Annotated in this window: 19 protein-coding genes; 10 read left to right on the forward strand and 9 right to left on the reverse strand. The window is 37.3% G+C overall.

Annotated elements, in window-relative coordinates:
• Nucleotides 1–49: 49 nt before the first annotated feature.
• Entirely contained in the window at nt 50–580 is a 531-nt protein-coding gene (locus ACYIAR_RS09485; protein ID WP_480329169.1) for an RNA methyltransferase, read from the reverse strand.
• Between the two features lie 891 nt (nt 581–1,471).
• Here ACYIAR_RS09485 and nadA point away from each other — a divergent pair.
• On the forward strand, nt 1,472–2,455 hold the full coding sequence (nadA, locus tag ACYIAR_RS09490; protein ID WP_480329171.1) for a quinolinate synthase NadA: 984 nt from the start codon (nt 1,472–1,474) through the stop codon (nt 2,453–2,455).
• Between the two features lie 246 nt (nt 2,456–2,701).
• Nucleotides 2,702–3,994, forward strand: coding sequence for a tyrosine--tRNA ligase (tyrS, locus tag ACYIAR_RS09495; RefSeq protein WP_480329173.1), 1,293 nt, complete (start codon nt 2,702–2,704; stop codon nt 3,992–3,994).
• Nucleotides 3,995–4,295: 301 nt separating this feature from the next.
• Here tyrS and ACYIAR_RS09500 read toward each other — a convergent pair whose 3' ends face one another.
• Nucleotides 4,296–5,336, reverse strand: coding sequence for an asparaginase (locus tag ACYIAR_RS09500; protein WP_480333617.1), 1,041 nt, complete (start codon nt 5,334–5,336; stop codon nt 4,296–4,298).
• Between the two features lie 351 nt (nt 5,337–5,687).
• Here ACYIAR_RS09500 and ychF point away from each other — a divergent pair, with 351 nt between their 5' ends.
• The 3 genes from ychF (at nt 5,688) to ACYIAR_RS09515 (ending at nt 9,342) form a co-directional block, all read left to right on the forward strand.
• A complete protein-coding gene (gene ychF, locus ACYIAR_RS09505; protein WP_480329175.1) occupies nt 5,688–6,791 on the forward strand; it encodes a redox-regulated ATPase YchF in 1,104 nt (367 codons plus the stop codon).
• 291 nt (nt 6,792–7,082) lie between these two features.
• Nucleotides 7,083–8,660 (forward strand): L-aspartate oxidase, encoded by a 1,578-nt coding sequence (gene nadB, locus ACYIAR_RS09510; protein ID WP_480329177.1) that lies wholly within the window; start codon nt 7,083–7,085, stop codon nt 8,658–8,660.
• Nucleotides 8,661–8,682: 22 nt separating this feature from the next.
• Nucleotides 8,683–9,342, forward strand: coding sequence for a 3-keto-disaccharide hydrolase (locus ACYIAR_RS09515; protein WP_480329179.1), 660 nt, complete (start codon nt 8,683–8,685; stop codon nt 9,340–9,342).
• Nucleotides 9,343–9,430: 88 nt separating this feature from the next.
• Here the strand turns inward: ACYIAR_RS09515 and rbr are convergent, their stop codons facing one another.
• Together rbr and ACYIAR_RS09525 are read right to left on the reverse strand one after the other, a co-directional pair.
• Nucleotides 9,431–10,009 (reverse strand): rubrerythrin, encoded by a 579-nt coding sequence (gene rbr, locus ACYIAR_RS09520; protein WP_480329181.1) that lies wholly within the window; start codon nt 10,007–10,009, stop codon nt 9,431–9,433.
• A gap of 194 nt (nt 10,010–10,203) precedes the next feature.
• Nucleotides 10,204–10,392: a heme-binding protein gene (locus ACYIAR_RS09525; protein ID WP_480329183.1), complete on the reverse strand. Its 189-nt coding sequence runs from the start codon at nt 10,390–10,392 to the stop codon at nt 10,204–10,206.
• A 310-nt stretch (nt 10,393–10,702) separates the two neighbouring features.
• Here ACYIAR_RS09525 and ACYIAR_RS09530 point away from each other — a divergent pair, with 310 nt between their 5' ends.
• The 4 genes from ACYIAR_RS09530 to ACYIAR_RS09545 all read left to right on the forward strand — a co-directional run bounded on the left by ACYIAR_RS09530 (nt 10,703) and on the right by ACYIAR_RS09545 (nt 16,788).
• Nucleotides 10,703–12,382, forward strand: coding sequence for a SulP family inorganic anion transporter (locus ACYIAR_RS09530; RefSeq protein ID WP_480329185.1), 1,680 nt, complete (start codon nt 10,703–10,705; stop codon nt 12,380–12,382).
• Between the two features lie 19 nt (nt 12,383–12,401).
• Complete coding sequence (locus ACYIAR_RS09535) at nt 12,402–14,594, forward strand: DUF4838 domain-containing protein (RefSeq protein WP_480329187.1); 2,193 nt, start codon at nt 12,402–12,404, stop codon at nt 14,592–14,594.
• A 245-nt stretch (nt 14,595–14,839) separates the two neighbouring features.
• Nucleotides 14,840–15,589 (forward strand): NigD-like protein, encoded by a 750-nt coding sequence (locus tag ACYIAR_RS09540; protein ID WP_480329189.1) that lies wholly within the window; start codon nt 14,840–14,842, stop codon nt 15,587–15,589.
• 245 nt (nt 15,590–15,834) lie between these two features.
• Complete coding sequence (locus ACYIAR_RS09545) at nt 15,835–16,788, forward strand: alpha/beta hydrolase (protein WP_480329191.1); 954 nt, start codon at nt 15,835–15,837, stop codon at nt 16,786–16,788.
• A 91-nt stretch (nt 16,789–16,879) separates the two neighbouring features.
• On the opposite strand, the gene polA is transcribed toward ACYIAR_RS09545, so the two are convergent.
• The gene (polA, locus tag ACYIAR_RS09550; RefSeq protein ID WP_480329193.1) at nt 16,880–19,645 is read right to left on the reverse strand and encodes a DNA polymerase I; all 2,766 of its coding nucleotides are present in this window, start codon (nt 19,643–19,645) and stop codon (nt 16,880–16,882) included.
• A gap of 99 nt (nt 19,646–19,744) precedes the next feature.
• Here polA and ACYIAR_RS09555 point away from each other — a divergent pair, with 99 nt between their 5' ends.
• On the forward strand, nt 19,745–20,716 hold the full coding sequence (locus ACYIAR_RS09555; protein WP_480329195.1) for a polyprenyl synthetase family protein: 972 nt from the start codon (nt 19,745–19,747) through the stop codon (nt 20,714–20,716).
• Nucleotides 20,717–20,804: 88 nt separating this feature from the next.
• On the opposite strand, the gene deoC is transcribed toward ACYIAR_RS09555, so the two are convergent.
• The 4 genes from deoC to uvrC form a co-directional block, all read right to left on the reverse strand.
• Nucleotides 20,805–21,710, reverse strand: coding sequence for a deoxyribose-phosphate aldolase (gene deoC, locus ACYIAR_RS09560; RefSeq protein ID WP_480329197.1), 906 nt, complete (start codon nt 21,708–21,710; stop codon nt 20,805–20,807).
• A gap of 4 nt (nt 21,711–21,714) precedes the next feature.
• On the reverse strand, nt 21,715–22,050 hold the full coding sequence (locus ACYIAR_RS09565) for a nucleotide pyrophosphohydrolase (protein ID WP_480329199.1): 336 nt from the start codon (nt 22,048–22,050) through the stop codon (nt 21,715–21,717).
• Nucleotides 22,051–22,159: 109 nt separating this feature from the next.
• Complete coding sequence (gene dtd, locus ACYIAR_RS09570; protein WP_480329201.1) at nt 22,160–22,612, reverse strand: D-aminoacyl-tRNA deacylase; 453 nt, start codon at nt 22,610–22,612, stop codon at nt 22,160–22,162.
• 20 nt (nt 22,613–22,632) lie between these two features.
• Entirely contained in the window at nt 22,633–24,444 is a 1,812-nt protein-coding gene (gene uvrC, locus ACYIAR_RS09575; protein ID WP_480329203.1) for an excinuclease ABC subunit UvrC, read from the reverse strand.
• Nucleotides 24,445–24,454 lie beyond the last annotated feature (10 nt).

The following is a 24,454-nucleotide window of genomic DNA, read 5'->3' on the forward strand; positions in this document are numbered from 1 at the left end:
TATATTAACATCCTTGTCAACTCGTCCCCTTGTTCCCTTGTCAACCAAGTTATAAACTCATCTTGTTGAAAAACTCCCAAATAACAATTCCGGTAGTTACGGAAACATTCAGCGAATGTTTTGTTCCATATTGAGGTATTTCAATGCACATATCACATTTGTCAACAACAGACTGTTGAACACCTTTTACCTCATTTCCCATCACTATCGCATACTTTTCATCCTTGTCTAACTGCAACTTATCTAACATTACACTGCCTTCGACCTGTTCTATTGCACAAACAGTATAACCATCTTTCTTCAAGTTTTCAACAGCTTCAAGTGTATCATTGAAATATTTCCAATCAACTGTTTCTTCAGCTCCGAGTGCAGTTTTGTGAATTTCAGCATTAGGAGGACAAGCAGTTATGCCACACAAGTATATTGATTCCACACGGAATGCATCCGAAGTACGAAACACCGAACCTACGTTATTAAGGCTTCTGATATGGTCAAGTACCACAACCAGAGGAAGTTTGCGGCTCTCCTTGAACTCCTCAGGAGTAAGCCTGTTCATTTCTGTTACCTTTAATTTGCGCATATTATTTTCTTTTCCGCAAAAGTACGGAAATATTGTTTAAACCCCGTTGAAAAGCTATTAATAACTAGTGAACATAAAATGAAAAATAAATCTTGCATTATCCGGAATCTTATACATACAAGCTATGTTTTTTATGTTCCAAATAAGAACTTACATTATTTGTTACAAACTATCCACATGGTTTATACACAGAATAAACACCATTTCAGTTATTAACTTTTACACACATATGTTTTTCAACATATATGTAATAAAGTTCATAACAATAAGAAAAACAGTATATATATAAATAAACGCATTGTTAGTTTCTTTTTAATAAGCAGTGAATATCATTTAATAACTTTATATGCAAGAAATAGTTATCAAATGTTTTAACACTTTCAACAGACTATCATATTCATCATTTTATTTAAAAAAGAAAATATTAAAAAGATATATAATGATATAATGGTTGATATTGAATTGTGGATTGTGATGTGTTCTTTCTGAAGTAATGAAAACTTATATGTTTTGCCACGTTTGAATATATACTATTGAAAAAGTTTTTTCATACGGAAGAAAATTTATTTTCAACCGAGTGGAAATTATTTTTCATCTAGATGAAAAAAGTTTTTCAGCTTAGGAAAAATTGTTGGAAATGCAAAAGGCTGTAATACAGTGTTTAAAGTAAATAAGTAATGCTCCTGTCGTTTAAGGTCACGAAAATAGGAGAGTTTTATGTAAATTTGCAATTAAATGATTTAACTTTAGCAAGTTGCTCAACTTAAAAGTTGACAAGGTTTCAGAAACAAGTTGACAAGAAAACTCTGTGACTCTGAGACTTCAGTGTTTTAATAATCCTTGTTAACTTATTATTTTAAAGTAGGATAAAATAAATATATACATAATATTATGCAGAAACAGTCAATAGGTTATATGGACGTTCCGGTTCCTGGCGGAATCGACCTGAAAGAAGAAATCAACAGATTGAGAAAAGAAAAGAATGCGGTTATTCTGGCTCATTATTATCAGACAGGAGATATTCAGGACATAGCAGACTTTGTGGGCGACAGTCTGGCTCTTGCTCAGTGGGCTGCAAAGACAACTGCTGACATTATTGTTCTTTGTGGTGTTCATTTTATGGGTGAGACTGCAAAAATCATTTGTCCGGACAAGAAAGTGCTGGTGCCGGACTTGAACGCAGGATGTTCGCTTGCAGACAGTTGCCCGGCTGTTGAATTCGAAGAGTTCATAAAGGCTAATCCGGGTCACACTGTTATTTCGTATGTAAACACAACGGCTGCGGTGAAGGCTGTTACTGATGTTGTGGTGACTTCGACAAATGCCCGCCAGATTGTTGAAAGTTTGCCTGCTGACGAAAAGATTATTTTCGGACCGGACAGAAACCTTGGTAATTATATAAATAGTATTACAGGACGCAAGATGTTGCTTTGGAACGGAGCTTGCCATGTTCACGAACAATTCTCGCTCGAAAAGATTCTTGAGCTTAAGAAGCAGTATCCGGAAGCTGAAGTTATCACTCATCCTGAATGTAAACATTATATTGTTGAAATCTCGGATTTCGTTGGTTCAACAGCTGCATTGTTGAAACATGCGGTTAAGTCGGACAAGAAACAGTTCATCGTTGCTACAGAAAGCGGTGTTATCCACGAGATGCGCAAGCAATGTCCGGACAAGGAATTCATTCCTGCTCCTCCGGAAGACTCAACTTGTGCTTGCAATGAATGTAATTTCATGCGATTGAACACGATGGAAAAGCTTTATAACTGCCTGAAATACGAAATGCCAGAAATATTCGTAGATGAGGAAGTTCAGAAAAAAGCAATCAGACCGATAAAGCGTATGCTTGATATTTCGGAAAAGCTTGGACTTTGATTTTTATAGATGACGAGGGAACAAGGGGACGAGTTGACAAGGGGGTAAAAAATATACCTTGTCAACTCGTCTTCTTGTATCTTGTCCCCTGAATAAATTATATTTTCAAATAAACATATATATCTATATCAAAAAGTCGTATCTTTGCCGTACTGTCAGTTTTATGCCAGTCCAAATGAGCATATTAGGTGGACAGTGACACTTTAAGAATCAAATAAACGGAAAATATAACTAATTTTTAAATCGATGAATTTTGTAGAAGAACTAACATGGCGTGGGATGATACATACCATGATGCCAGGAACAGAAGAATTATTGCAGAAGGAAATGGTTACTGCTTATGTAGGTATTGACCCGACAGCCGATTCTTTGCATATCGGTCACCTTGTGAGTGTGATGATTCTTAGACACTTCCAGCGTTGTGGACATAAACCTCTTGCCTTGGTTGGTGGTGCGACAGGTATGATTGGCGACCCTTCCGGAAAATCAGCAGAACGTAATCTGCTTAACGAAGAAACATTGCGTCACAATCAGGAATGCATCAAAAAGCAGCTCAGCAAATTTTTGGATTTCGAATCTGACGCTCCTAACAAAGCTGAGCTTGTGAATAACTACGACTGGATGAAAGACTTCACTTTCTTGGATTTTGCCCGTACAGTTGGTAAACATATCACTGTAAACTATATGATGGCAAAAGACTCTGTTAAGAAACGTCTTAACGGTGAAGCTCGCGATGGTCTGTCTTTTACTGAATTTACTTATCAGCTTCTTCAGGGTTACGACTTCCTTCACCTTTATGAAACAAAGAATTGCAAGCTTCAGATGGGTGGTTCGGACCAGTGGGGAAATATCACAACAGGTGCTGAGCTTATCCGCCGCACAAACGGTGGGGAAGTGTTCGCTCTTACTTGTCCGTTGATTACTAAGGCTGACGGTGGAAAATTCGGTAAAACTGAATCTGGAAACATCTGGTTGGACCGCAGATATACTTCTCCTTATAAATTCTATCAGTTCTGGCTAAACGTGAGTGATGCTGATGCTGCTAAATATATCAAGATTTTCACATTCTTGTCAAAAGAAGAAGTTGAAGCTTTGATTGCTGAACAGGAAGCTGCTCCTCATTTGCGTCCTTTGCAGAAACGTCTTGCTAAGGAAGTTACTATCATGGTTCACTCTGAAGAAGATTATAATGCTGCTGTTGAGGCTTCAAATATTCTTTTCGGTAACGCAACTTCTGATTCATTGAAGAAACTAGACGAAGAAACTTTGTTGGACGTATTCAACGGTGTTCCTCAGTTTGAAGTTTCACGCGTAGATGTTGAAAACGGTATCAAATTGATAGATTTGTGTACTGAAAAGGCTAATGTGTTCCCATCAAAAGGTGAAATGAGAAAATTGATCCAGAGTGGTGGTGTTAGCGTAAACAAGGAAAAAGTTTCTGATGTTGATATGGTTATCACAACAGATGCTTTGTTGGACGGTAAATATTTGCTTGTTCAGAGAGGAAAGAAAAACTATTATTTGTTGATAGTGAAATAATTTTGCTTAAAGCCTTGCAAGGATAATATATTTGTATTATCTTTGCATCGCTTTTGATAAGCATCGGATTGTCTCATGGTGTAATGGTAGCACTACAGTTTTTGGTTCTGTCTGTCGAGGTTCGAATCCTCGTGAGACAACTCACAGAAAGTTTCGGTTCTAATTGAATCGGAACTTTTTTGTTTTTAGAAGAATTTGTTCAAGTAAATTTAAAACACAGAGACACAAAGTCACAGAGAAATTTACTGAATATAAATAAACTCTGTATCTCTGTGACTCTGTGTTTTATTATTTTTATTGCTCAATTATCAACCGTTATTTCTCCAGCAAGCGAACAACCCATATATTCTTTCACTTCTGAAGAAGACAAACCGAGTCCGAAAAGGAACATCATCTTTGTTACGGCACATTCCGTTGTGCTGTCGTATCCGCTTATAACACCGGTCTGCAACATTTTATATCCAGTTTCGTAACGATGCATTTCAACTCTTCCTGTATGGCATTGAGTGATGTTGACAATAACAATGCCGCGTTCTGAAGCATCTTTAAGCAGTTTCAGAAACCATTCCTTGCTTGGAGCATTTCCACTGCCGAAAGTTTCCAGCACTACGCCTTTGATTCCAGGAGTATTAAGCATGTTTCCAAACATTTGAGGAGACATGCCCGGGAATATTTTCAACAACATTACGTTGTTATCAAACTGATAGTGAGTTTTCAAAGGTCTTCTTAAAACAGGACGATACATCAAATGAGTATTGTAATGTATAGTTATTCCAGCCTGAGCAAGCGGTGGATAATTGTAGGAACGGAAAGCATTGAAATTTTCCGCATTTATTTTAGTAGTCCTGTTTCCTCGCATCAGATAATTCTCGAAGAAAATACATACTTCCTGAACTATTGGCATGCCATTTTCGGTTGCCGAAGCTATTTCAATTGCTGTAACAAGATTTTCTTTTCCATCAGTTCTCAAAACACCTATTGGAAGCTGCGAACCAGTAAGAATAACAGGTTTGCTCAGGTTTTCGAGCATAAAGCTTAAAGCTGAAGCTGTATATGACATTGTATCAGTTCCGTGAAGAACAACAAAGCCATCATAATCGTTATAATTGTCGGTTATGATTTTAGCCAGTTTAGCCCACGAATCCGGACCAATTTCAGATGAATCCATAGGATTCTTGAATTGGATGGAAGAAATATTACAATCCAAGTCTTCCAAATCGGGAACATGCTGTTTCAGATGCTCGAAATTGAAAGCTTCCAGAACACCGGTTTTCTGATTCTTTATCATACCAATAGTTCCACCAGTATAGATTAATAATATTGATTTGTTTTTTTCTTCCATCATTTTTCTTTTGTGTTCTGCTCTATGTTATTAATGATACAAAGATACAATGACATTTTGAAAGCACAAAGCATTGATTTGTCTATTTACTAGTTATATTTACTTACAAATAGATTTTTTATCCTTAATCTATTGTTTTAAGACAAAATCTCTTATTCCTCAAGTTCATAAAAATTAGTATCTTTGCAGAATTCAAAGCTTTAATGTTTACAAAGTTTACAAGAAAACGAGTTGACAAGCGGATAAGGATTTTAATATTAAACTTTCAACTTTCATTAATGCTTCTTGTCAACTTGTCTCTGAAGCCTTGTTTACTTTAATCTTGTTTTTAAATAAATAACAAAATAAATTATGGCGCTACAATGTGGTATAGTAGGTTTGCCTAACGTTGGTAAATCTACTCTTTTCAACTGTTTGTCAAATGCAAAAGCTCAGTCGGCAAACTTTCCTTTTTGTACTATTGAACCTAACGTAGGTGTTATTACTGTTCCAGATGAACGTTTGAATAAATTGGCTGAATTAATCAATCCTCAGCGTATTGTTCCTACAACAGTGGAAATTGTTGATATTGCAGGTTTGGTGAAAGGTGCCAGCAAAGGTGAAGGTTTGGGAAACAAGTTCCTGGCAAACATACGTGAAACAGATGCTATCATCCATGTGTTGCGTTGTTTCGATGACGACAATATTGTTCACGTTGACGGTTCTGTTGATCCTGTTCGTGACAAAGAAATAATTGATGCGGAGCTTCAGATTAAAGACCTTGAAACTGTTGACAGCCGTATTGCAAAAGTTCAAAAGCAGGCTCAGACAGGCGGAGACAAACAGGCTAAACTGGCTTATGATGTTCTTTGCAAATATAAGGAAGCTTTGGAACAGGGAAAGAGTGCGAGAACTGTAACTTTTGAAACTAAGGAAGAACAGAAAATAGCTCATGAGTTGTTCCTTTTGACAAGCAAACCTGTACTTTACTTGTGTAATGTTGACGAAAAAAGTGCAGTAAACGGAAACAAATATGTTGAAGCAGTTCGTGAAGCTGTAAAAGATGAAAATGCACAAATCTTGGTTGTTGCGGCTAAGATAGAAAGCGAAATTGCTGAATTCGAAACTTATGAGGAACGTCAGATGTTCCTTCAGGAAATAGGTTTGGAAGAATCTGGTGTCAGCCGTTTGATTAAGGCAGCTTATAAGCTTCTTAACCTTGAAACATTCCTTACTGCCGGTGTTCAGGAAGTACGTGCATGGACTTATCACAAAGGTTGGAAAGCTCCTCAGTGTGCCGGTGTTATTCACACAGATTTTGAGAAAGGATTTATCCGTGCTGAGGTGATTAAATATGAAGACTATATAAATTATGGTTCTGAAGCTGCTGTTAAAGAAGCCGGAAAGATGAGCGTTGAAGGTAAGGACTATGTAGTTCAGGATGGTGATATTATGCATTTCCGTTTCAATGTGTAAATATATAAGTTGACAAGGCTTTAGAAGACGAGTTGACAGGAAAGGAGTTAAAGGAAATATGGATTGCTGATTGTGGTCTGGTTTCTTTTAATTCCTTTTTGTTTTTAAGTTGACAAGGTTTCATAAACAAGTTAACAAGGTTAAATAGCTATCAATTCACAGCTGATTACCTAAAAACTCTTGTCAACTTGTTTTCTCGTCAACTTGTCAACTGATTTAATAAAACAATATTGACTTTTAGCAAACAACTAAAAAAAATAATAACTTTGTCTAACTTTAAATTTAAGTAAGATGGTACAAAGATTTGACTTCTTGGTAATCGGCTCCGGACTCGCCGGAATGAGCTTTGCTCTTAAAGTAGCACATAAAGGAAAAGTTGCTCTTATCTGTAAAGCCGGTATGGAAGAAGCTAATACATACTTTGCCCAAGGTGGTATTGCTTCAGTGACGAATCTCGCTGTCGATAATTTCGAAAAACATATCGAAGATACAATGATCGCCGGTGATTGGCTGAGCGATAGGGAAGCTGTAGAAAAGGTGGTTTGTGAAGCTCCGTCGCAAATCAAACAGCTTATAGAATGGGGCGTTAATTTCGACAAAAACGAAAAAGGTGAATTTGACCTTCACAAAGAAGGCGGACACTCTGAATTCCGTATACTTCATCATAAAGATAATACAGGAGCCGAAATACAGACAAGTCTGATTAAAGCTGTTGAGGCACATCCAAATATTACTGTTTTCAAGAATCATTATGCTGTTGAAATAATTACTCAGCATCATATGGGTATAATCGTAACTCGTCATACTCCTGGAATCAAATGCTTTGGTGCTTACATCTTAAATGAAGAGACTGGAATAGTTGATACATTCCTGTCAAAAGTTACTGTTATGGCAACAGGCGGATGCGAGGCTGTTTATCGTAACACTACAAATCCTTTGGTTGCTACCGGTGACGGAATTGCTATGGTTTATCGTGCCAAAGGTGCAGTGAAAGATATGGAATTCATTCAGTTCCATCCAACTGCCCTTTATAATCCGGGTGATCGTCCTTGTTTCCTTATAACTGAGGCAATGCGTGGTTATGGTGCAGTGCTTAGAAATCTGGCAGGAGAGGAGTTTATGCAGAAATATGACCCTCGTCTTTCTCTTGCTCCACGTGATATAGTGGCTCGTGCAATTGATAATGAGATGAAAACACGTGGTGAAGACCATGTTTATCTTGATGTAACTCATAAGGATCCGGAAGAAACAAAGAAACATTTCCCTAATATTTACAAGCATTGTCTTGGTTTGGGAATTGATATTACTAAAGATTATATCCCGGTTGCTCCTGCAGCGCATTATTTGTGTGGTGGTATAAAAGTTGATTTGAACGGACAATCAAGTATCCGCCGCCTTTATGCTTTGGGTGAATGTTCTTGTACAGGATTGCATGGCGGAAACAGATTGGCTTCAAATTCACTGATTGAAGCAATCGTTTATGCTGATGCAGCAGCAAAACATGCTTTGGAAACATTCAGCCGTTACGAATATAACACAGATATTCCTGAATGGAATGATGAAGGAACTATTACAAACGAGGAACGAGTTCTTATTACACAAAGTATGAAAGAAGTAAATCAGATAATGGAATGCTACGTTGGTATTGTACGAAGCAATCTTCGTCTGACAAGAGCCTGGAACCGTTTGGATATTCTTTATGAAGAAACAGAAAGACTGTTCAAACGCTGCAAGGCTTCACGTGAGATTTGTGAATTGCGTAATATGATAAATGTAGGCTATCTGATCACACGCCAGGCAATGGAAAGAAAAGAAAGCCGAGGTTTGCATTACACACTTGATTATCCTCCTGTGAAGAAAAACAAGTAAACAAATCTATAAATTTAATACCATGAAAAGAATTTTATTTGCTTTATCATTTTTGTTGTGCACAACAACATTCAGCTTTGCCAAAGATAACAAATGGCAATTATTGTTTGGTGATAATTTGGAGAAGGCTCAGTATAATCCGGAAGTATGGAGCATGAAAGATGGTGTCTTGAGTGCTGTAAAGGATGAATCAATCTGGACTACTGAAGAATATGAAAACTTTGAATTGGATTTGGAATTTAAGACAGATCATGAAACAAATAGTGGTGTTGTTGTTTATTGCACTGATATAAAAGATTGGATTCCTAATTCTGTGGAAATTCAGATTGCTGATGATCACTGTGAAAAGTGGGGAAATGGCAAACCTTATGAAAAGTGTGGAGCCATTTATGGTCACTTAGGTGCAAAACAAGATAAAGTTGTTAAGAAACCGGGAGAATGGAATCATATGAGAATACGTTGTAAGGGTAAGAATATATCTGTTATTCTAAATGGCAAGAAAGTTACTGATATGGATATGAACCTTTGGACTTCAGGAACTAAGAATCCTGATGGAAGTGATATTCCAAGTTGGTTGCCTAAACCTTTCTCAACTATTCCTACTAAAGGCTATATAGGTTTGCAGGGCAAACATGGCAATTCTCTTATCTGGTTCCGCAATGTTAAGGTAAGAAGTTTGTAATGCTATAGAAAACAAGGTGACGAGTTGACAAGAAATAAGGATTTTCCCCTTGTATCTTGTTCACTCGTCACCTTGTCACCTTATATAATTAATAATTCTGCTTCATTGGCTCAAAGAATGCCTGTGGATGCAAGCAAGCAGGACATTTCTGAGGAGCTTTCTTCGCTTCAATTACGAAACCACAGTTACGGCACTGCCACAAAATTTCTTCGTCTCTTTCAAATACTTTTTCAGCTTCAACGCGAGCCAACAACTGGCGGTAACGTTTTTCGTGTTCAGCTTCAACTTTTGAAATCATGCGGAAAGCAACTGCAACTTCAGGGAAGCCTTCTTCGTCAGCAATCTTTGCAAATTCAGGATAAAGTTCTGTCCATTCTTCATTTTCACCTGCTGCAGCTGCTGCAAGGTTTTCTTTAGTTGTAGAAATAATACCTGCAGGATAAGATGCTGTGATTTCAACCATTCCACCTTCAAGGAATTTGAAGAAACGTTTTGCGTGTTCTTTTTCCTGTTCAGCAGTTTCCATGAAAATAGCAGCAATCTGTTCGTAACCTTCTTTTTTTGCTACACTAGCAAAGTAAGTATAACGACCTCTAGCCTGTGATTCACCTGCGAATGATTTCAACAAATTCTGTTCTGTTCTTGTTCCTTTAATACTTTTTCCCATAACGCTAATTTTTATGTAATTATTAATTCTTTTGTGCTTGTCCCTTTGTTTCTTTTGGACATTGCAAAAGTATTTATTTGTTTTCAGATAATTCTTATTTATTTGAATGATAATTTCTATCACTTAATTGAATATATCTATTATAGATATTCCAGTAGATTATATGATTGATAAAAGCTTTGATATTCATTGAATTAAAGTTGCTTTTCGATAGCTGTTCTCGCTATTTCTGTATCATTATTTCCATGAGCTCCTCCAACTCCAATTCCACCTACAACAATGCCTTCTATAATTATAGGAATTCCACCGTCCATAACAGAAAAATTACTGTCTCCTGTTAGAACAGGCTCTGTATAATTATTTGTAGATTGTACTTTTGTCATAAATGTGAAAACAAATAATATGATTGAAATGCATAATAACCTTTTCATACAGCTTTACGATATATACTTAAATTAGAGCTAACTCTGCTAATATACATAAATAATTTATTTTATACTTCTTTATTCTCTACGTTAATTTTATATCATGAATAAATGTTTTGTAAAAGATATTTACAGAAACAGATTGTTTATTTAGTTATTGGTTATAACTGCTTGAAACTAAACAAAATTAGTTGTAGATATTCTTGAATATTTATATATTTTTTCATACATTTGCAACCTTTTAAAAATAAAAAATAGGCAAAAGAAAATGAGTATGAAATTAGATTTTCAGCCGAAATTAGTTTCTGCGCTGAAAAATTATTCCAAAGAGAAATTTATGACCGACCTTATGGCCGGTATTATTGTGGGTATTGTTGCCCTTCCGCTAGCCATTGCTTTTGGTATTGCTTCAGGTGTTAGTCCAGAGAAAGGACTTATAACTGCTATTATCGGTGGTTTTATTGTTTCTGCATTAGGTGGTAGTTCTATTCAGATTGGAGGACCTACAGGTGCATTTATCGTAATTGTTTATGGTATAATCCAAAACTTCGGTCTTGAAGGTTTGGCAATTGCAACAGTTGTTGCCGGTATTTTGCTTGTAATAATGGGAGCTTTGAAACTGGGAACAGTTATCAAGTTTATTCCTTATCCAATTGTAGTAGGATTCACCAGTGGTATCGCGCTTACTATTTTCACTACTCAGATTAAAGATTTATTCGGATTGACAATGGAAAAGGTTCCGGCCGATTTCATTTCAAAATGGATAGAATATGTAATAGCTTTCCCGACAATTAACTGGATGGCTTCGCTTGTTGGTATTTTAAGTATAATAATTATTGCCATAACTCCTAAGTTCTCAAAGAAAATCCCTGGTTCGCTTGTTGCAATTATCGTAATGACAATTGCTGTATATTGCCTTCGTACTTTCTTTGGAGTAACAGGAATTGAAACTATTGGCGACAGATTCACTATCAACGCTTCAATGCCACAGCCTGCTCCAATTCAGTTTGATATGGAAACTATCAACCTGTTGTTGCCTTCTGCTTTTACAATTGCAATATTGGGAGCTATTGAATCTTTGCTTTCTGCTACAGTTGCAGATGGTGTAACAGGCGACAAGCATAATTCAAATACAGAGCTTATTGCTCAGGGTGCTGCAAATATCATTGTTCCTTTGTTTGGTGGTATTCCTGTTACTGGTGCTATTGCACGTACTATGACAAATATCAACAACGGAGGTAAAACACCTATTGCCGGTATTATCCATGCTGTTGTTTTGCTGTTGATTCTTCTTTTCCTCGGCCCTTTGACAAAACATATACCTATGGCTTGTCTTGCTGGTGTTTTGGTTATTGTATCATATAATATGAGCCAGTGGCGTACATTCAAGTCGCTGATGAAGAATCCAAAGAGTGACGTATCTGTTTTGCTTGTGACATTCTTCCTGACTGTTATATTTGACCTTACAATCGCAATAGAGATAGGTTTGCTTATTGCAATGTTCTTGTTTATGAAACGTGTTGCTGAAACTACTCACGTTTCTGTTACTACTGACGAAATAGACCTTTCTGATGAAGGTGAAATATATCACGAAGAAGAAAAACTTAACTTGCCTAAAGGTGTTGAGGTTTACGAAATTGACGGTCCGTTCTTCTTTGGTGTTGCAAATAAATTTGATGATATTATGAACCGAATGGGCGACAAACCTAATATACGTATTATCCGTATGCGCCGTGTTCCGTTTATGGATTCTACAGGTTTGCACAACTTGGAAAGTTTGATTCGTATGTCGCAGTCAGAGAATATACATATCATTCTTTCAGGTGTAAATGAAAATGTCCATAAAGTTCTGACTAAATCAGGTGTTGAAGATTGCCTTGGTGCTGATAATGTTTGCAGTAATATCAACGAGGCAGTTGAAAAAGCCTGGAGCTTGTGCAAGAAATAAAAATAAATAAACCAACCATATGTCTTTTATCAGAAAAACATCATTACTGTATATGTTATTTATCTGTGTCTTTGCTTTAAAGGCACAGATAAATATTACTGAAAACGGGAAAGCTTTGTCGAGAATTATCGTTGTTGATGACAGCGAAACAAACTTGAAAGCTGCAAATCTTCTTAAGGATTTCGTATTGAAAATAAGCGGAGCTGAACTTAAGATTAAAGAAACTTCCAAATGGAAAGAAGGCGATATTATTATCGGGGAGAAAACTGATAAAGCCGGAGAAGACGGTTTTCAGCTTCTTTCTTCTAATGGTTGTCTTCATATTATGTCCGGCGGAGATAAAGGTGCTATTTATGGTGTAGTTACTTTGCTTGAGAAATATCTTGGAGTTCAGTATTATGCTTATGAAACATATACACTCAGCCAGAATCCTAACATCTCAATTCCAGAGATAAATCACTCAGAAACTCCTGCTTTCAGATACCGACAGACCTTCAGTTACGGTAATGAAGATCCGGTCTATAAATTATGGTTCCGCTTGGAAGAACCGAATGAGACTTTCATTAATAATATGTGGGTTCATACATTTGACCGTATTCTTCCTTCTGAACGATTCGGAAAAGAACATCCGGAATATTATTCCTTTATCAATGGTAAACATCGTCCGGGCAATCATAGCCAGTGGTGCCTGACTAATCCGGCAGTATTTGACGCAGCCGTGAAGCAGTTGGATTCTATTTTCAAGGCAAATCCCGGAATGCGTACTATATCTGTAAGTCAGAATGATGGAAATCACACCAACTGTACTTGCGACGAATGTAAGAAAGTTGATGAATATGAAGGTTCTCCTTCAGGAAATATAATCCGTTTCATGAATAAGCTAGCAGAGCGTTTTCCGGATAAGGAATTTTCTACTCTTGCTTATCTTTATTCAATGCAGCCGCCGAAGCATACAAAGCCACTGCCAAATGTGAACATTATGCTTTGCGATATTGACTGCAAACGTGAAGTTCCACTGACAGATAATGCCTCAGGACAGGATTTTATGCGTGCTCTAAAAGGCTGGTCCGAAATATCTGACAATATTTTTGTGTGGGATTATGGAATCAATTTCGACAATATTGTTTCTCCTTTCCCTAATTTCCATATTATACAGAAGAATATACAGCTTTTCAAGGAGCATAACGTTACGATGCATTTCTCTCAGGTGAATGGTATCAAAGGAGGTGATTTCTCTGAAATGCGTGCTTACATGATTGCCAAGCTTATGTGGAATCCTTATCAGGATGCTGACTCTCTTATGCTCAGCTTTATGAAAGGATATTACGGAGATGCAACTCCTTACCTATATCAGTATCACAAGATAATGCAAGGAGCTTTGCTTGCCAGTCATCAGCCGCTGTGGATTTATGATTCTCCTATATCACACAAAAACGGAATGCTTTGTCCGCAGCTTATAAAAACATACAACGAACTTTTTGATAAGGCAGAAGCTGCTGTGGCTGATAATAAATTGTATCTCGACCACGTCAGACTTTCACGTCTTCCGCTGATATATTCGGAACTTGAAATACTCAGAACTTATCCGGAACGTGATATGCAGACTGTAAAATCAAAACTTGAATTGTTCAGAACTATATCAGAAGAATTCGGAGTTAAGACTTTGAACGAGAGAAATAATCCTCCGGTAGAATACTATGAACTTTATAAAGAACGTTTCCTACCTTCTGAAAAGGTAAATCTTGCAGCAGGAGCTTCAGTAAGATGGATTCTTCCACCGAGCGATAAATATAAGGCGTTGGGTGATACGGCATTGACTGATGGACTATTTGGTGGAACAACATTCGTGGAAAGCTGGGTTGGCTGGGAAGGAAAGGATGCAAGTTTTGTTGTTGACTTGGGTTCGGAGAAAGAAATCAGCAGCATTGAGATTGATTTTCTTCATCAGTTGGGCGGATGGATTCTTTTGCCTAAAGGCGGAACTTACAGCGTTTCCACAAATAATCAGACATTCTTACCTTTCGGTTCGTTTGAGTTTGCCGAAGATAGAGACCCGAAGGTTAAGTTTGTTCGTGGAAAGGTTGCTGTGGATTCTCCTGTCAAAGCCAGATATATCAAAGTTGATATAAAAACTCTTGGAATGTGTCCTAGCTGGCATTATGGAGTTGGATATCCGGCTTGGTTCTTTATGGACGAAATAATGGTTTATTGATTTAAGTTTTGCAATTGCAAAACTTAAAAGTTGACAAGACTTTATAGGCAAGTTGACAAGGTAAAATCGTAAAAACCTTGTCAACTTGTTTTTTTTTGATTCGTTGGTTATCTGTCATTGATATTATTTTCAATAAATTTTTTTCTTTTCATGCAGCATTTTCAGCATTTCCTGCATTTAATAATATAGAAAGTTTCGGAAAATCATCGAGACTGGATAAACTTGAAAATTAATAATATCTGTTTATGAAAACCAATTTATTGAATTTAGGAAAAAGTGTATTGATGCTGGGAGTGCTGGCTTCTACGATGATGTTTCAGTCTTGTTTGAAGGACGATGACAATTATCATTATTCTGATTTGTTGCCTAATGCTTTGGTAACAGTAAAACCTGTTGACGGAGGAGATACTTATTTCCTTCAGCTCGACGACACAACTACATTGTTGCCGGTAAATGTTACTTCTTCTCCTTATGGAACAAAAGAAGTGCGTGCTTTGGTGAACTTTGAGGAAGTGAACGAACCAAGTGGAGAATATACAAAGGCAGTTCATATCAACTGGATGGATAGTATTCTTACTAAAACAATTGCTCCGGATTTGGGCCTTCAGAATGATTCTGTTTATGGAACTGACCCTGTAGAAATTGTAAACGATTGGGTTACGATTGCCGAAGACGGTTATCTTACTCTTCGCTTCCGTACAGAAAGAGGAGAGAAGCATTTCGTAAATTTGCTTTTGGGCAATAATCCTGAGAATCCGTATGAAGTAGAATTCCGCCACAATGCTTTCGGTAATAATTATGGTCCGATGGCTGATGGTTTGGTAGCTTTCCGTTTGGACAGTTTGCCTGATACAAAAGGTGAAACAGTTAATTTGAAACTTAAATGGAAATCTTATAGCGGAGACAAATCTGTTGAGTTCAAATATTGCACTCGCAAATCTACTCCGGCATCTGCTGCTTTGGCCGCTGAAAGAAGTGTGTTGAATTTGAATTAACATTTGTGCTTTACACATAATAGGTGAAAAACTTTTTCCATATAATATGAAAATTATTTTTCATATTATATGGAATTTTTGTTTCATCCCGATGAAAAAAGTTTTCCAAAGTATAAAATTGTACTGAAAATATAATTACCTGTTTTATAGTGTATTAAATAATAATAGAGCTTATACGGAAAAATTTTATTAAGTTTGTTAGTATATAAATTCTATATAATAATAAAACAATAATTCAGGTAGTTATGAGAGCCGTATTTTTCCTGTTTACATTATCTTTTCTGTTTGGATTTACCCAAATATCAAAAGCTTCAGAAATAGAAAAACAGACTTATATTTATGCTGTTTATGGAAAAGATACTTTGTATCTTGACAAATATGAAATGTCAGAACCAGTTAGCCAACAGCCACGTACAACCGTAGTTTTTGCTTTCGGCGGAGGTTTCAGAGGAGGAGACAGGGCTAGAAGTTCTTACGAACCTTATTTTCATTATCTTGCCAATGAAGGTTATGTTGTTATTTCAACGGATTATAGAACAACTTTAAGCAATATAAGTTCTGTAAAAATAGAAAAGCCTCAAGATTATATTCCTTTGCTTCAGAATGCAATTCAGACAGCTGTAAGTGATTTCTATTGTGCCACAAGTTTCGTTTTGCAGCATAAATCAGAGTGGAATATAAATCCGGAAATGATTATTGCAAGTGGTTCCAGTGCCGGAGCAATAACAGCTTCGCAAGCTGTTTATGGTTTGTGCAATGGATTTGTGAATGAGGCTGTTTTACCTAAGGATTTCAAATACGCAGGTTTGATATCTTTTGCCGGAGCAATTTGTTCACCAGGTCCATTGAAATGGACATCAAAGCCTGCACCTTGTTTGTTGTTCCATGGAGATGCAGATAGCATTGTTCCTTTTAAAGAGGCAGTTATTGGTCAGATGGGATTATATGGTTCGTCAACAATAGATGCATCTTTGGATAGCTTGAAAGTTCCGCATCAATTCTTCCAGTTCCGAAATTGCAGTCATGAAATTGCGGATACACCGATGCAGACACATTTGCCGGAGATTGGCAGATTTATATCTCGTTTTATTGAGAAAAAGGATTCGGTATATCAGCATATAGAAGAGGTTAATCCTGGAAAAGAAGATGTGTTCAAGGATTTCAAACTTGAGGATTATTTGAAGGCAAATGTGAACTGATGGATAAGTTGAGATAAAAATATGTATCGAAAAAATAAAACCCCAAAAGCACATACTCCTGTGCCTTTGGGGTTTTGTATATAAATGAACATCAATGAGCTTCAAGCCAACTTTTGCCTTCACCGTAATCTGCAATCAGAGGAACACGAAGTTTGATGACATTTTCCATAGAATCAAGAACTATTTCTTTCACCTTTTCATATTCATCTTTATAGACATTGAAGTTCAATTCGTCGTGAACTTGCAGAATCATACGGCTTTTTAGGCCTTCTTCTTCAAATCTTTGATGTATTTTAATCATTGCCAGTTTAATAATGTCGGCAGCACTTCCCTGAATTGGAGCATTTATGGCATTTCGTTCGGCATAACCACGGACAACTGCATTTCCGGAATTAATATCCGGAAGGAAACGTTTGCGCTTGAAAATAGTTTCAACATAGCCGTGTTCTTTGGCAACGCGGATACTTTCATCCATATATTTTCGTATTTCCGGATAAGTATTGAAATATCCGTCAATCAATTCTTTTGATTCTGCGCGTGGAATATTCAATCTTTCGGCAAGACCAAAAACAGAAATACCATAGATAATACCAAAGTTTGCTGTTTTTGCCTTTCGGCGCATATCGCTGGTTACTTCATTTATCGGAACATTATAAATCTTTGCAGCTGTAGCAGCGTGAATATCTTCGCCACTGACAAAAGCTTCAACCATGTGAGCATCGTTGCTAAGATGAGCCATAATGCGAAGTTCAATCTGCGAATAGTCGGCAGAGAAGAAAATGCAGTCGTCATTATCAGCCGTAAAAGCACGACGAATTTCACGTCCCATTTCATCACGGACAGGAATATTCTGCAGGTTCGGATTAGTTGAACTTAATCGTCCTGTAGCAGTTACAGCCTGGTTGAATGAAGTGTGAATCTTTCCGGTTTCTTTGTTTATAAGTTCCGGAAGAGCATCAATATAAGTGCTCAGTAATTTCTTCAAACCACGATATTCCAGAATCTTTCCGATTATCGGATGCTTTGAACGTAATTTTTCCAAAACCTCTTCGCTAGTGCTGTAGCCTCCGGTTTTTGTTTTCTTTGCTTTTTCATCCAATTTCATTCTGTCGAACAGAACTTCACCAATCTGTTTCGGTGAATTGATGTTGAATTCCAAACCGGCAAGTTCATGAATTTCCTTTTCCAATGAAACAAGTTGGCCGGAAAGAATTTCAGAAGATTCTTTCAAAGCAGATGTATCAAGAGTTACACCGGTTGCTTCCATTTCTGCCAGAACATAAATCAAAGGCATTTCAATATTATGGAACAAATCTTCTACTGATTCCTGTTTCAGCAGAGGTTCGAAGTAATCTTTAAGTTGCAAGGTTATGTCTGCATCTTCTGCAGCATATTCCGAAATCTGATTAAGCGGAACATTTCTCATGTTTCCCTGCTTTTTACCTTTCGGACCGATAAGCTCTTCGATTGATACAGTTTTATACTTCAAATATGTTTCCGCAAGGTAATCCATATTATGACGAAGTTCCGGATTTAGCAGATAGTGCGCAATCATTGTGTCGAAAAGTGGACCGGCAACTTTCACTCCATATTTTCTGAGAACAAGAATATCGAATTTTATATTCTGACCGATTTTCTGAATTTCCGGATTCTGCAGGGCAGGAGAGAAGCGGGCAACAATTTTCGTCGCTTCTTCTCTGTTTGCCGGAACCGGAACATACCAAGCTTCATTTTTGGTGATAGAAAACGACATTCCTACCAATTCTGCAGTCAGCGGGTCGATTCCGTCAGTTTCCGTGTCAAAACAGAAAAATTTCTGATTCGCCAAAATTGAGCAAATTTTGCTTATTTCTTCCTCATTATCAGCAATATGATATGTGTGAGGAGTGGATTTTAAGTCCGCGAGACTCGATTTTTTTTCAGCTTCCGTATTTTCGTCCGAAAAAATGGAAAAAAGTGAGCCTTGAACAGGACCAGATTTTACTTCTTTCTGCGGCTCTTGTTTAAATCTGTTAATAAAAGTTCTAAATTCTAATTCAGTATATATTTCGATTAGTTTATCTTCATTAACATTTTGCTTTTTGCAAGAGTCAGCATCAAATTCAATAGGAACATCAGTCTTGATTGTGGCAAGGAATTTTGAGAAACGGATTTGCTCAGCATTTTCTTCCACTTTCTTTTTCTGTGCACCTTTCAGTTTGTCTGTGTTCGCAAGAAGATTGTCTATACTACCAAAATCAGCGAGAAGTTTCTGAGCTGTTTTTTCGCCAACGCCAGGACAACCCGGAATGTTATCAGAGCTGTCGCCCATCAAACCGAGCAAATCTATTACTTGTTCCGTAGAAGAAAGATTGAATTTTGCCAACACTTCCGGAACGCCCATAATATCATATCCGCCGCCGTGCTTAGGTCTATACATATATATATTATCACCGACAAGCTGACCATAGTCTTTATCCGGCGTCATCATATATACGGTGAAACCTTTCTGTGCAGCCTGTTTGGATATAGTTCCGATTACATCGTCAGCTTCATATCCCGGAACTTCAAGAATTGGTATATTATATGCTTCGATAATATCTCTGATAATAGGAACAGATTGTCTGATCACTTCGGGAGTTTCTTCGCGCTGAGCCTTGTATTGTTCGAAGGCTTCATGACGGAAAGTCGGTCCTTTCGGGTCGAAAGCAACGGCAACATGGCTGGGATTTTCTTTTTTGAGAACATCTTCCAATATATTCACAAATCCGAAAATAGCCGAAGTGTTGAAACCTTTCGAATTGATTCGAGGGCTTCTTATCAGCGCATAATATGAGCGATAAATAAGCGCATAAGCATCTATAAGGAGTAATTTCATTCTTATGAATAGGTTTTTGTGTGACAAACTTCGGTAAATGTACAAAAAAACTAGCTTACTCGATACTTTTTGCTACTTTTGCGTATCGTTGATATTTTTATGAAAGATAGAAGTAAAATAGAGGAACCGGTAGCAGCTGCATTTGCACGTTTCAACGAAGAGTTTGAATCATCTCTTCGCAGTGAGACTCGTCTGCTTCAGTCTGCCATTGAGCAGATATTGAATTCTACCGGAAAGCATGTAAGGCCATTGTTGGTGCTGCTCTCTGCCGAAGCTTGCGGTGGAGTAAACGATTCTACTATAAATGCATCCATATTTCTGGAATTGCTTCATACAGCAACATTGATACATGATGATGTAATTGATGAGACAAAACAACGCCGAGGTGTTCCTTCGTTGAATGCCATTTTTGATAATCGTGTTTCTGTTTTAGTTGGAGATTATGTTCTTTCAACAGCTTTGATTCGTTCAATACAGACAGGAAATTTGCGTATTATCGGTATAGTTTCAAATTTGGGAAGAGACTTGTCCGAAGGAGAAATAAAGCAACTTGAAACAGCAGATGAAAGCATAATTGATGAAGACTGCTATATGCAGGTTATATTCAAGAAGACTGCAACACTGCTTTCTGCCTGTGCTGAGATTGGCGCAATTTCTGCTAATGCAACAGAACACGAAATAGAAGTCCTGAAACGCTTTGGTGAATATTTAGGATACAGTTTCCAGATTAAAGACGATATATTCGATTATTTCCATGATTTGAATATCGGAAAACCGACAGGCAACGATATCCGTGAAGGAAAGATTACTCTTCCTTTATTATATGCATTACGGTCGGGTGGGGAAGAAGCTGAGAATTTCCGCCGCATAATTTTGGAAAAAGATTTCACTACTGAAAATATTGAATCTCTGATTGAGTTTGCCAAGGCAAAAGGTGGAATTGAATATGCTGAATCCCGAATGAGAGAATTTTATAACAAAGCGTTGGCAGAATTGGATTCTCTGAAAGATTCACCTGCAAGACAAGGTTTGAAGGATTTGGCAGAATATGTAATCGAAAGAAAGAAATAATCTATTCGTTAAACAAAATAAGTTGACAAGAATGCAAGTGATAAATCTTGAATCTTGTCAACTTATTTTTTTATGTTCTCAGCAGTTTTTATTTACCAAGTCTTTTCTCTATATCCTGAACAAGGCTGCTTGCACCGATACGGAACAAGTCGCTGTTCAACCATTCTTCACCAAGAATTTCCTTTACAATTGTATAATAGTTCACAGCGTCTTCTGCAGTTCTTATGCCGCCGGCAACCTTTATACCAATCTTATTTCCGGTCAATTCGTGATATTGCTTGATAACTTTACAGATTGTATATGCAGCTTCCGGAGTTGCTCCAGGATAACCTTTGCCTGTAGAAGTCTTGATAAAATCAGCTCCAGAATATGCAGCAAGAATAGAAGCTTTACGGATATTTTCAGCGCTTACCAAAGCTCCGCTTTCAATGATTACTTTCATCTTTCCTTCGCGGCAACTTGATTTGATTTCTTCCAATTCATCGCAAAGTTCCTCATAGTTTTCTTCAAGGAAATAGCCAATATTGATAACTGTATCGATTTCATCAGCTCCTTCCATAACAGCCATTGCTGTTTCTGCAACCTTGATTTCTGTGAAAGTCTGTGAAGCAGGGAAGCCGCCACAAACTGAAGCAATATGAACTTTGTCAGCTCGCAAAGCCTGTTTTACTGTTTCCACGAATATTGGATAAACACAGATAGCAGCCACATTTGGAACATCAGGACGAGTTCCTTCATAGTCGTTCACACTCTCAACCATTTTCCACACGCTTTCTTTTGTGTCGATAGAAGTAAGTGTTGTAAGGTCGATACATCCATGAATTTTCTTCAAGACTTCCGGAGTGAAGTTCTCTCTTGCATGTTTATCAAGAATAGTAGTTACGGCTGTAGCTACTTTTTCATCACTTCCTGCAGCTTCAAATTTCGCGAATGATTCGTGATATTTGTCAGATTTAGGAGTTCCCAAATCTTCATAATCTTGAAATTGTTCCATAATCTTATTGTAGTTTATTATTGTTTATATGTCTTTCTTTATCTCTCTGAGTTTTCTTTGCCAGATTCTTTTCGAATGCAGCTGTAAGATCAATACCTGTCTGGTTGGCGAGGCATATCAAAACCCATAATACATCTGCCATTTCATCGGACAAATCTTTGTTTTTGTCACTTTCCTTGAAGGATTGTTCGCCATATTTGCGGGCAATAATTCTTGCCACTTCACCTACTTCTTCAGTAAGTATTGCCATATTCGTAAGCTCGTTGAAATATCGGACGCCGTAAGTTTTTATCCAATTGTCCACGGTTTCCTGAGCTTGTTTTAATGTGATTTCTGACATAGATGTTTGTTTAGGGGACGAGTTGACGAGTTAACAAGTTGACAAGGTTATTATCTTAGATTCTATAAAAACCTTGTCAACTCGTTCCCTTGTTCCCTCGTATCTGTTACTACTCTTTATTCTGTGAATCTATCAAAATAGTTACCGGTCCATCGTTCAAAAGCTCCACTTTCATATCTGCACCGAATGTTCCAGTCTGAACCTGTTTACCTAAATTAATGCTCATTTCATCGCAAAACTTCTCATACATTGGAATAGCAAAATCAGGTTTCGAAGCTTTGATATATGAAGGACGGTTTCCTTTCTTTGTTGAAGCGTGCAAAGTAAACTGACTTACCACAAGAATTTCTCCGTCAATGTCAGTAACCGAGCGGTTCATTACACCGTTTTCATCGTCAAAAATTCTAAGCGCACAAATCTTCTTGCAAAGCCAGTCTATGTCTTCCTGTGTATCTCTGTCTTCAATACCAACTAGAATAAGTAAGCCTTTTCCAATTTTAGATTTCAAGTTTCCGTCGATAGTAACGGAAGCATATTTTACACGTTGAATAACTGTTCTCATAATTTCCTATATCAATTTAATTATTTAGATAAACTCTCTTTTATGACTTTTGCTTTTGCTTCACCGACCACTTCTTTGAGATCTTCAAATGAAGCCTCCTTGATACGTTTCACACTTTTGAAGTGTTTCAGCAAAGCAGTTTTTGTTTTTTCTCCAACACCTTTTATAGTATCAAGTTCCGAGCGTGTCTGGTTTTTGCTTCGCTTATCTTTATGGAATGTGATGGCAAATCGGTGAACTTCGTCTTGCATTCTGGTGAGCAAATGAAACAGCGGACTGTTAAGCTGCATTCCAACTGTGACGGGAGGGAAGCCAAACAAAAGTTCTGCTGTACGATGTTTTCCATCTTTTGCCAAACCTGCTATCGGAATATTCAGATTAAGTTCGTCTTCGATAACTGAACGGACAACTTCCATTTGTCCTTTTCCACCATCGGTAATAATCAAATCCGGAAGAGGAAGATTCTCTTCTTTTGCCCTGCTGTATCTGCGTCGGACAACTTCCTTCATTGAAGCATAATCGTCAGGACCGACAACTGTCTTTATATTATATTTCCTGTAATCATTCTTCGATGGTTTCGCCATTTTGAATACAACACAAGCTGCAACGGCATCACTTCCCTGAATATTCGAATTATCGAAACATTCGATATGAACAGGCAATTTTGGCAAGTGCAACGCATCTTGAATCTCTTTCAGAAGTCTTGTGTTTCGCTGTTCCGGATTCAATTTTTCTGCTTGTTTCAGCTTGTCTATTTTATATTGTTTGCCGTTCATCTCCGAAAGTTCCAGCAATTTCTTTTTGTCTCCCCGTTGTGGAATGGTAAAGCTGACGCCTTCCATTTCTATATCTATTTCGAACGGAACAATAATCTCTTTTGCCCGGCTTTTGAATCTTTCTCTCATCTCAACGATACCAAGAGCCAAAAGTTCTTCTTTCGTTTCTTCAAGACGTTTTTTATATTCGAAAGTGTATGCTTGAACAATTGCGCCATTACCAATATGCATATAATTAATGTATGCAGAATTGTCGTTTTCCGTAATAGAAAAAACATCCAGATTGTGAAGCATCGGTGGAACTACTGTAGATTTTGATCTGTAATTTTCGATAGCTTCGTATTTAAGTTTTACTTTCTGCGCTTCTTCAAACTTTAGTTCCGATGCTAGTTTCTGCATTTCGTCATAAAGAAGTTTACTTACTTGAGAAATATTACCTCGGAGAATTTCCTTTATCTCGGAAATGTTTTGCTGGTATTCTTCCATAGTTTGCAAGCCTTCGCACGGACCTTTGCATCGTTTTATATGATATTCCAGGCAGACTTTATATTTGCCTTCGCGAATACTTTCCGGAGTCAGCGAATGCTTGCAAGTACGAATCGGATAAAGTTCCTTTATTAATTGCAGCATTAATTTTGCTGTGTAAACTGAAGGGTAGGGACCGTAATATCTTGAGCCGTCTCTGACGATATTTCTGGTTTGATATACTCTTGGAAAATATTCGTTCTTTACTACAATTGACGGATAAGTTTTGTCGTCTTTCAACAGGACGTTGTATCTCGGCCTGTATTGCTTGATTAGATTATTCTCCAAAAGTAGGGCATCTTCTTCCGTATCTACAACAATATATTTTATATCCCGGATTTGTTTTACGAGGACTTTAGTCTTGTTGCTGTCGTGCTCTTTATTGAAATAGGAAGATACACGCCTCTTTAAATTCTTAGCTTTTCCGACATATATAATAGTCCCGTTACTGTCGAAGTATTGGTAGCATCCCGGCTTTTCCGGGATTACTGCCAATATGCTTTTTATATGTTCCGCAGATTCTTTGTTCATTTACTTTTTT

This window comes from Parabacteroides sp. KHUB-01, assembly GCF_056640935.1.

Coding starts and splice junctions, on each gene's coding strand:
- deoC (WP_480329197.1), bottom strand. CDS start 21,710: ATGGAACAATTTCAAGATTATGAAGATTTGGGAACTCCTAAATCTGAC.
- ACYIAR_RS09500 (WP_480333617.1), bottom strand. CDS start 5,336: ATGGAAGAAAAAAACAAATCAATATTATTAATCTATACTGGTGGAACT.
- dtd (WP_480329201.1), bottom strand. CDS start 22,612: ATGAGAACAGTTATTCAACGTGTAAAATATGCTTCCGTTACTATCGAC.
- uvrC (WP_480329203.1), bottom strand. CDS start 24,444: ATGAACAAAGAATCTGCGGAACATATAAAAAGCATATTGGCAGTAATC.
- polA (WP_480329193.1), bottom strand. CDS start 19,645: ATGAAATTACTCCTTATAGATGCTTATGCGCTTATTTATCGCTCATAT.
- ACYIAR_RS09540 (WP_480329189.1), top strand. CDS start 14,840: ATGAAAACCAATTTATTGAATTTAGGAAAAAGTGTATTGATGCTGGGA.
- nadB (WP_480329177.1), top strand. CDS start 7,083: ATGGTACAAAGATTTGACTTCTTGGTAATCGGCTCCGGACTCGCCGGA.
- ACYIAR_RS09565 (WP_480329199.1), bottom strand. CDS start 22,050: ATGTCAGAAATCACATTAAAACAAGCTCAGGAAACCGTGGACAATTGG.
- ACYIAR_RS09515 (WP_480329179.1), top strand. CDS start 8,683: ATGAAAAGAATTTTATTTGCTTTATCATTTTTGTTGTGCACAACAACA.
- ACYIAR_RS09525 (WP_480329183.1), bottom strand. CDS start 10,392: ATGACAAAAGTACAATCTACAAATAATTATACAGAGCCTGTTCTAACA.
- ychF (WP_480329175.1), top strand. CDS start 5,688: ATGGCGCTACAATGTGGTATAGTAGGTTTGCCTAACGTTGGTAAATCT.
- ACYIAR_RS09555 (WP_480329195.1), top strand. CDS start 19,745: ATGAAAGATAGAAGTAAAATAGAGGAACCGGTAGCAGCTGCATTTGCA.
- ACYIAR_RS09535 (WP_480329187.1), top strand. CDS start 12,402: ATGTCTTTTATCAGAAAAACATCATTACTGTATATGTTATTTATCTGT.
- rbr (WP_480329181.1), bottom strand. CDS start 10,009: ATGGGAAAAAGTATTAAAGGAACAAGAACAGAACAGAATTTGTTGAAA.
- ACYIAR_RS09530 (WP_480329185.1), top strand. CDS start 10,703: ATGAGTATGAAATTAGATTTTCAGCCGAAATTAGTTTCTGCGCTGAAA.
- nadA (WP_480329171.1), top strand. CDS start 1,472: ATGCAGAAACAGTCAATAGGTTATATGGACGTTCCGGTTCCTGGCGGA.
- ACYIAR_RS09485 (WP_480329169.1), bottom strand. CDS start 580: ATGCGCAAATTAAAGGTAACAGAAATGAACAGGCTTACTCCTGAGGAG.
- tyrS (WP_480329173.1), top strand. CDS start 2,702: ATGAATTTTGTAGAAGAACTAACATGGCGTGGGATGATACATACCATG.
- ACYIAR_RS09545 (WP_480329191.1), top strand. CDS start 15,835: ATGAGAGCCGTATTTTTCCTGTTTACATTATCTTTTCTGTTTGGATTT.